7 protein-coding genes are annotated in these 8,654 nt (G+C 69.9%); all 7 read right to left on the bottom strand.

The window, feature by feature from the left end:
• Positions 1 to 1,633 (bottom strand): ATP-dependent Clp protease ATP-binding subunit (locus tag QSK32_RS27845; protein ID WP_285473569.1); only part of this gene is annotated, 1,633 nt, incomplete at its 3' end.
• 453 nt (positions 1,634 to 2,086) lie between these two features.
• The gene (locus tag QSK32_RS27840) at positions 2,087 to 2,443 is read right to left on the bottom strand and encodes a histone-like nucleoid-structuring protein Lsr2 (RefSeq protein WP_045744059.1); all 357 of its coding nucleotides are present in this window, start codon (positions 2,441 to 2,443) and stop codon (positions 2,087 to 2,089) included.
• Between the two features lie 104 nt (positions 2,444 to 2,547).
• Positions 2,548 to 4,056: a lysine--tRNA ligase gene (gene lysS / locus QSK32_RS27835; protein WP_045744060.1), complete on the bottom strand. Its 1,509-nt coding sequence runs from the start codon at positions 4,054 to 4,056 to the stop codon at positions 2,548 to 2,550.
• Positions 4,057 to 4,111: 55 nt separating this feature from the next.
• Entirely contained in the window at positions 4,112 to 4,870 is a 759-nt protein-coding gene (locus QSK32_RS27830; RefSeq protein WP_045744061.1) for a type III pantothenate kinase, read from the bottom strand.
• A gap of 94 nt (positions 4,871 to 4,964) precedes the next feature.
• Positions 4,965 to 5,822, bottom strand: a complete 858-nt coding sequence (nadC, locus tag QSK32_RS27825; RefSeq protein WP_285473568.1) for a carboxylating nicotinate-nucleotide diphosphorylase — start codon at positions 5,820 to 5,822, stop codon at positions 4,965 to 4,967.
• Positions 5,819 to 7,498 (bottom strand): L-aspartate oxidase, encoded by a 1,680-nt coding sequence (locus QSK32_RS27820; RefSeq protein ID WP_285473567.1) that lies wholly within the window; start codon positions 7,496 to 7,498, stop codon positions 5,819 to 5,821. The genes nadC and QSK32_RS27820 overlap by 4 nt, the downstream gene beginning before the upstream one ends.
• A 62-nt stretch (positions 7,499 to 7,560) precedes the next feature.
• Complete coding sequence (locus QSK32_RS27815; RefSeq protein WP_045744064.1) at positions 7,561 to 8,484, bottom strand: septum formation family protein; 924 nt, start codon at positions 8,482 to 8,484, stop codon at positions 7,561 to 7,563.
• Positions 8,485 to 8,654: the final 170 nt, after the last annotated feature.

Below are 8,654 nucleotides of genomic sequence, written 5' to 3'. Positions count from 1 at the left end.
AACCGGACGGCCGCTTCGGGTCCTTGAGCCCGGCACGGGTGCGCCGGATCGCCTTCGACACGGCCTGGACCGCGTCCTCCTGGCCGATGACCCGCTTGTGGAGCTCGTCCTCCATGCGCAGCAGCCGGGACGTCTCCTCCTCGGTCAGCTTGTAGACCGGGATGCCGGTCCAGTTGCCCAGGACCTCGGCGATCTGCTCGTCGTCGACCTCGGACACCACGTCCAGGTCGCCGGCCTTCCACTCCTTCTCCCGCTGCGCCTTCTGGCCCAGCAGCTGCTTCTCCTTGTCACGCAGCTGCGCGGCCCGCTCGAAGTCCTGCGCGTCGATCGCGGACTCCTTGTCCCGGCGGACCTGGGCGATGCGCTCGTCGAAGTCACGAAGGTCCGGCGGCGCGGTCATCCGGCGGATCCGCATCCTCGCCCCGGCCTCGTCGATCAGGTCGATCGCCTTGTCCGGCAGGAACCGGTCCGAGATGTACCGGTCGGCGAGCGTCGCGGCCGCGACCAGCGCCGCGTCGGTGATGCTGATCCGGTGGTGGGCCTCGTAACGGTCGCGCAGGCCCTTGAGGATCTCGATGGTGTGCGCCAGAGACGGCTCGCCGACCTGGATCGGCTGGAAGCGGCGCTCGAGGGCCGCGTCCTTCTCCAGGTGCTTGCGGTACTCGTCCAGGGTGGTGGCACCGATGGTCTGCAGCTCACCGCGGGCCAGCATCGGCTTGAGGATGGAGGCGGCGTCGATCGCGCCCTCGGCGGCACCCGCACCGACCAGGGTGTGGATCTCGTCGATGAACAGGATGATGTCGCCGCGGGTGCGGATCTCCTTGAGCACCTTCTTCAGGCGCTCCTCGAAGTCACCGCGGTAACGGGAGCCGGCGACCAGCGCGCCCAGGTCCAGGGTGTAGAGCTGCTTGTCCTTCAGCGTCTCGGGCACCTCGCCCTTGATGATGGACTGCGCCAGACCCTCGACGACGGCGGTCTTGCCGACGCCCGGCTCACCGATGAGCACGGGGTTGTTCTTGGTGCGCCGGGACAGCACCTGCATGACCCGCTCGATTTCCTTCTCCCGGCCGATGACCGGGTCGAGCTTGCCCTCGCGGGCGGCCTGCGTCAGGTTGCGTCCGAACTGGTCGAGAACCAGCGACGTGGACGGAGCGGCCTCGCCGGTGGCGGTGCCGGCCGCGGCCGGCTCCTTGCCCTGGTATCCGGAGAGGAGCTGGATGACCTGCTGGCGGACCCGGTTGAGGTCGGCGCCGAGCTTGACCAGCACCTGGGCGGCGACGCCCTCGCCCTCACGGATCAGGCCGAGCAGGATGTGCTCCGTGCCGATGTAGTTGTGGCCGAGCTGCAGGGCCTCCCGCAGGGAGAGCTCCAGCACCTTCTTGGCGCGCGGCGTGAACGGGATGTGCCCGCTCGGCGCCTGCTGCCCCTGACCGATGATCTCCTCGACCTGCTGCCGGACTCCCTCGAGGGAGATGCCGAGGCTCTCGAGAGCCTTCGCAGCGACGCCCTCACCCTCGTGGATCAGACCCAGGAGGATGTGTTCTGTCCCGATGTAGTTGTGGTTGAGCATCCGGGCCTCTTCTTGGGCCAGGACGACAACCCGTCGCGCTCGGTCGGTGAACCGCTCGAACATGCCCTCGTGCTCCTCACGTGCCGTGCGCCAATGCTGAGCCTGTCTCAACAGCTGGCGGGGCCAGCGCACGGGCATCGGTGATGCCCGTGCAGTAACTCTATCGCCGCTGAGGGGCTCCGCCGGGCTCTCACTGCCCCTCGAAACGATCCGCAACGTTGATTTAGCCAACTTCGCACGCTCAACGGCTGTTCCCCCACCCGAACGTGTACGCGCTCAGCGAAATCGCCTCAGTCCACAGGCTGTGGACAACTTGCCCCGGGCCTGTGGATAACTTGGGGACAACACCGTGGACAGGGCGTGCGCAAGCGTGAGACGCCGAGAGGGCGTGCCGATCGCAGCAGCCGCTCACGCGGCCGTCACGATCAGCACGCCCTCTCCGCCGAGGCTCCTGGAGCCTGTTTCGAAGCGCGACCACGACCGACGCCGAAGGCGACGGTCCGGCCCGGACGCCGTTCAGGCCCGTCCGGGCCCCTTCTGGTGGAACTCGTCCACGATCTCCTGCGGGATCCGGCCGCGGTCGGAGATCTCCTTGCCCGACTTCTTGGCCCACTCCCGGATCGCCTTGTTCTGCTCGCGGTCGGCGGTCGCCCCGCCACGGCCACGAGCAGCCCGGCCACCGACCACGACGCCGCCGCGGGCGACCTTGGTGCCGGCACTGACGAACTCCTCGAAGACCTCCCGCAATTTCGCGGCGTTCTTCTCCGAGAGATCGATCTCATACTGAATGCCGTCGAGCGCAAACTTCACGGTCTCGTCGGCGTCGCCACCGTCGATGTCATCGACAAGCTTGTGAATGATCTGCTTGGCCACGCGCCGTTATCCTCCCGAACACAGGTTCTCTCTCCCCAGCAATGGGAAGACAATAACGCCAGGGGCGCATCGCCCGTCAATGGCGGGGCAGATAATGACGAGGACTACTCCGCACGGACCAAGGGGAAGAGGATCGTTTCCCGAATGCCGAGGCCGGTGAGCGCCATCAACAGCCGGTCGATTCCCATTCCCATGCCCCCGCTCGGCGGCATCCCGTATTCCATGGCACGCAGGAAATCCTCGTCGAGCTGCATCGCCTCGGCGTCGCCACCGGCCGCGAGCAGGGACTGCGCGACCAGGCGGTCCCGCTGCACGACCGGGTCGACCAGCTCCGAATAGGCGGTGGCCAGCTCGAACCCGGCGACGTAGAGGTCCCACTTCTCGGTGAGGCCACGCGTCTCGCGGTGCGCCGCGGTCAGCGGAGCGGTCTCCTCCGGGTAGTCCCGGACGAACGTCGGCTGCTGCAGGGTGTGCTGGACGAGATGCTCGAACAGCTCCTCGGCGAGCTTGCCGGCGCTCCACTTCGGGTCGACGGAGAGCTGGACCTTCTCCGCGTACTGCTGGAGCCGGGCCAGTTCGGTGTCGATGGTCACCTCCTCGCCGAGCGCCTCGGAGATCGCACCGAACAGGGTGATCTGCGCCCACTCGCCGCCCAGGTCGACCTCGGTGCCGTCGGCGTGGGTGACCACGTGCGAACCGGACACCGCGGTCGCGGCCTCCTGAATCCACTCCCGGACCTGCTGCTGCATGACGTTGTAGTCGGCATACGCCTGATACGCCTCGAGCATGGCGAACTCCGGAGAGTGCGTGGAGTCCATGCCCTCATTACGGAAGTTCCTGTTGATCTCGAAGACCCGCTCGATGCCACCGACCGCGGCCCGCTTCAAAAACAGTTCGGGGGCGATCCGGAGATAAAGATCGGTGTCCAAAGCGTTGCTGTGAGTCACAAACGGCCGGGCCGTCGCGCCACCGTGCAGCAACTGCAACATCGGCGTTTCCACCTCGAGATAATTGCGGCGGAACAGCGACTCGCGGAGGCTGCGGACCACGGTTGCCCGAGTGCGGACGACCTCACGCGCCTGCGGCCGGACGATGAGATCCACATAACGCTGCCGGACCCGGGTCTCCTCGGAAAGCGGCTTGTGCGCGACAGGCAGCGGGCGCAGCGACTTGGCGCTCATCACCCACTGATCGGCGAGGACGGACAGCTCACCACGGCGGCTGGTGATCACCTCGCCGGTGATCGCGACCAGGTCACCCAGGTCGACCAGACGCTTCCACGCGTCGAGCGCGTCGGCGCCGACCTTGTCCAGGGACAGCATCGCCTGCAGCTCGGTGCCGTCACCCGCGCGCAGGGTGGCGAAGCAGAGCTTGCCGCCGTTCCGCACGAAGATCACCCGCCCGGTGACCGACACCGTGTCACCGCTGGCGGTGTCGGTGGGCAGCTCGGCGTACTTCTCCCGGATCTCGGCGAGTTCGGCGGTCCGCGGGACGTTGACCGGGTACGGCGACACACCGTCGGCCAGCATCCGGTCGCGCTTCGCCCGGCGGACCCGCATCTGCTCCGGAAGGTCCTCGGCGGGGTCGGTTGCTGGCGTGTTCTGCTCGGTCACGGCTCGACTTCCTGTAGGTACTGGTCAGGGCCTGAGAAAGCCTACTCAGGCCTTCTCAGACGTTCCGCTCATATACCATCCGCAGGCCGATCAGCGTGATCATGGGCTCGTGCGCGGTGATGGTCCGGCACTCCTCCTTGACCAGCCAGGCCAGGCCGCCGGTGGCGATCACCGCACTGACCGGGCCGATCTCCTCGACCATCCGCTCGACGATCCGGTCCACCTGACCGGCGAACCCGAAGTAGAGACCGGACTGCAGACACTCCACGGTGTTCTTGCCGATCACCGAGCGCGGCTTGGTCGGCTCCACCTTGCGCAGCTGCGCGGCGCGGGCCGCGAGCGCGTCGAAGGAGATCTCGATGCCCGGCGCGAAGGCGCCACCGAGGAACTCGCCCTTCGCGCTGATCACGTCGAAGTTCGTGGTGGTGCCGAAGTCGACCACGATCGACGGACCGCCGTAGAGGGTGTGCGCGGCGAGTGTGTTGACCACCCGGTCCGCGCCCACCTCCTTCGGGTTGTCGATGGCCAGCTGCACCCCGGTCCGTACACCCGGCTCGACGATCACGTTGGGCAGCCCGCCGTAGTACCGCTGCAGCATGGTGCGCAGGTTGCGCAACGCCGCCGGCACGGTGGAACAGGCCGCCACGCCGGTGATCTCGACCGCGTCGCCGGCCAGCAACCCGCGGATCACCAGACCGAGCTCGTCCGCGGTGGACCGCGCATCGGTCTTGATCCGCCAGTTGTGCACCAGCTTGTCGCCGTCGAACGTCGCCAGCACGGTGTTGGTGTTGCCGATGTCAATGCAGAGCAGCACGGGCGCCCCTCAGAATCACGATCAAGACCCTTATCTTGTACGCGCCACACCTCACACGACCGCACCGGGACCCTCCCCGGATGGCCCCACGGTGTCAGCGCGCCCTGAGGTCCAGGGCGATGTCCAGGATCGGCGAGGAGTGCGTCAGCCCGCCCACCGAGAGATAGTCGACGCCGGTCGCCGCGTACGCCGCCGCGGTCTCCAGTGTCAGGTTGCCGGTGGCCTCCAGCTCGACCCGGTCGCCGATCGCCGCGACCACCTCGGCGAGCCGTTCCGGCGTCATGTTGTCGCAGAGCAGGAAGGTCGCCCCGGCCGCCACCGCCTCCCGCGCCTCGGCGAGCGTGGTCACCTCCACCTGCACCGTCACATCCGGGAAGCGTTCGCGGACCAGCCGGTACGCCGCCGTGATGCTGCCGGCCGCCAGCTTGTGGTTGTCCTTGATCATGGCGACGTCGTAGAGACCCATGCGCTTGTTGGTGCCGCCACCGACCCGGACCGCGTACTTCTCCAACACCCGCAGGCCGGGCGTGGTCTTGCGGGTGTCCAGCACGGTCGCCTTGGTGCCGGCCAGCTGATCGGCCCACCGACGGGTGTGCGTGGCCACCCCGGACATCCGGCTGATCAGGTTCAGCGCGGTGCGCTCGGCGGTCAGCAGGGCCCGCGTCGGACCGGTGATCACGGCGAGCACGTCGCCGCGGCGTACCCGGTCGCCCTCGGTCGCCACCTGCTGGAACGTGGCCGTCCCGGCGGAGGTGACCGCGAAGACCTCGGCCGCGACCGGCAGCCCGGCCACCACGCCGTCGGCGCGGGCCACCAACTCGGCGGTGTCCACCTGCCCGGCCGGGATGGTCGCCTCGCTGGTCACGTCCCGCGGCGGGTCACCGAGGTCCTCGGCGAGCGCGGTGAACACGATCCGCTCGACGTCGGCAAGGTTGAGTTCCGGCTCGTTCACGCCATCTCCTGGAAGGTCTGCGTCAGGATCCCGTCGGACTGTACGGCGTCCAGCAGGTGACCGCGCCACTCGTCGGCGGCGGTCGGGTGGTCCTCCCGCCAGTGGCAGCCGCGGGTCTCCCGGCGGCTGGTCGCCGAGGCCACCAGGGCGGCCGCGACGGTGAGCAGGTTGGTGACCTCCCACGCCGCGTTGTTCGGGCGGGACCGCTGCTCGGCCAGGCGGGCAAGTTCCTTGGCCGCGCCGGCGAGCGAGTCGGCCGAGCGGAGCACCCCGGCGCCGCGGGTCATCGTGCGCTGCAGGTCGGCACGGATCGCCGGGTCGACGACCCAGGACGGTCCGGCGGGCGCGGGCGCCGGTTCGGCCTGCGGCGGCAGGTCCCGGCCCACGTCGTCGGCGATCCGCTTGGCGAAGACCAGACCCTCCAGCAGGCTGTTGCTGGCCAGGCGGTTGGCGCCGTGCACGCCGGTGCAGGCCACCTCGCCGCAGGCGTACAGGCCGGGGATGGTGGTGCGGCCGTGCAGGTCGGTGCGGACGCCCCCGGAGGCGTAGTGCGCGGCCGGGGCGACCGGGATCAGGTCGGTGGCCGGGTCGATGCCGGCGGCCCGGGTGGACGCCATGATGGTCGGGAACCGGCCCTCCAGGAACTCCCCGCCCAGGTGCCGGGCGTCCAGGTAGACGTGGTCCGCGCCGGTGGCCCGCAACACCCGGTAGATGCCCTTGGCGACCACGTCGCGCGGCGCCAGCTCGGCCTGCTCGTGCTGCCCGACCATGAAGCGCTTGCCGGCCTCGTCGACGAGGTACGCCCCCTCGCCCCGCAGCGCCTCGGAGATCAGCGGACGCTGGGCCGGGCTCAGCCGTGGCGCCGCGGCGGTGCCGGCCGGTGCGGTCCCGGTGCCGACGAACGACGTGGGGTGGAACTGGACGAACTCGACGTCGGTCACCTCGGCGCCGGCCCGCAGCGCGAGCGCCACGCCGTCGCCGGTGGAGACGGGCGGGTTCGTCGTCGACGAGTAGATCTGGCCCATCCCACCGGTGGCCAGCACCACGGCCCGGGCCAGGATCGCGCCGACGCCGTCCTCGCTGCCCTCGCCGAGCACGTGCAGGGTCAGCCCGCAGGCCCGGCCGTCGGCGGCCCGCAGCAGGTCCAGCACCAGCGCGTGCTCGACCAGGCGGATCCACGGGTCGCGGCGGACCGCCTCGTGCAGGGCACGCTGCACCTCGGCGCCGGTCGCGTCGCCGCCGGCGTGCACGATCCGGTCCGCGCGGTGCCCGCCCTCGCGGGTCAGCATCAGCGAGCCGTCCGGGTGGCGGTCGAACTCGGCGCCCCGGCGGATCAGCTCACGGATCCGGGCCGGGCCCTCCTCGACGAGGACGCGGACCGCCTCCGGGTCGCACAGCCCGACTCCGGCGATCTCGGTGTCGTACGCGTGCGCCTGCGGGGTGTCCAGCGGATCCAGCACCGCGGCGATCCCGCCCTGCGCCCACCGCGTCGAACCGTCGTCGATGTTCACCTTGGTCACGACGGTCACGTGCAGACCCTGTTCCCGCAGGTGCAGGGCCGCGGTCAGGCCGGCGATGCCGGAACCGACCACCACGACGTCGGTGGTCTCGGTCCAGCCCGGCTCGGCGGCGGCGAGCCGGCGGGGCAGAGCCGGGAGATCCGGTGTTGCTGACATGTGTCTCAGTACACTCTGCCGTCGCTGATGCGTCGCGCCGGGGGCGTCATCAGTGGTAACCGTTACTCGTACTGGACCGGGAGAGCCTTCGTCCCCTTGCCCTTGAGGGAACCGGTCAGTTCGGCGCCGGCCAGCCAGAGGTAGCAGCGCACCGAGTGGTCGCCCTGCGTCCACACCTCGGCGCTGCCGGGCAGCGACACCACGCCGGTGCGATATTGCAGGTCACCGTCGTTCGGTACGCCCACGTACGCGGCCACCATGCCGCGGCAGCCGTCGTGGAACTCGGCCCAGGTGGTGTCGGTCCGCGGGTAGACCGCGTTCACCGACGCGTCCCAGAGGCCGACGAACTCGCCGTTGTGCGGCTGGGCGCAGGACGCCGGCGGCATCGCGGCGATCGCCCCGGCGTTGTTCAGCGCCACCGCGTAGCAGGTCAGCAGGAGCTCCGAACTGCCGCCGACCAGGCTGTGCCGCAGGCTGCCGGCCCGCTGGACCTGGCCGCCGTCGTCCTCGACCGAGTCCAGCTCCACCACTTCGCAGCGGAACCAGCGGGCTCCGCCGCGCCAGGCCTCCGGCGACGGGTTGGTGACCCCGATCCACAACCGCGCGGTACGCCACGGGCCGCCCACGTACTCGGTGGTCTCGGCGTCGCAGGTCCGGTACGCCGCCCGCGCCCCGGCGGAGTCCCCGGTCGGCGGGGCCGGCGCCTGCGCGGCGGGCGCGGTGTACTCGCCGACGTGCACGGTCTCGGTCCGGTGCCGGGTGTTGCAGTCGACCTCCTCGTAGGAGGCCCGCGGCCCGGCGCCGGCGAACCCCGAGGAGTGGCAGGTCAGCGAGACCGGCTGGAAGCCGATAGCGGCCGCCATCAGGCCCCAGTCGTCGGTCAGGTCACCGTCGAGGTCCGCGGCGCTGCCACAGCCCGCGGTGACGAGCAACGAGAGAACGGCCGCGGCGACGAACCCGCGCCGATGACGCCGGCGAAATCGCATGGCTCGCGCCTCCACAGGCCGCTATCCGATTCGCCAACTATAAGTTTTTTGATGCCTTCCCAGGTCCTATTCCCGAAATACCCGATTCCCTGGCCGGAACGGATGTGGTGACTTCGGGCGCCCACGACGCCACAACTCAACACACCAGAACGGGCGTGGTGACTTCAGGC

This window comes from Actinoplanes sp. NBRC 101535, from assembly GCF_030269225.1.
GTDB classification, from domain to species: Bacteria; Actinomycetota; Actinomycetes; order Mycobacteriales; family Micromonosporaceae; genus Actinoplanes; species Actinoplanes rectilineatus.
Note: the sequence above shows the minus strand (reverse complement) of the source record. Positions and strands in the feature narration are given on the sequence as shown.

Bases quoted from the DNA above. Each gene is read 5' to 3' on its own strand.
- QSK32_RS27820 (WP_285473567.1), bottom strand. From the start codon at position 7,498: ATGTCAGCAACACCGGATCTCCCGGCTCTGCCCCGCCGGCTCGCCGCC.
- QSK32_RS27815 (WP_045744064.1), bottom strand. From the start codon at position 8,484: ATGCGATTTCGCCGGCGTCATCGGCGCGGGTTCGTCGCCGCGGCCGTT.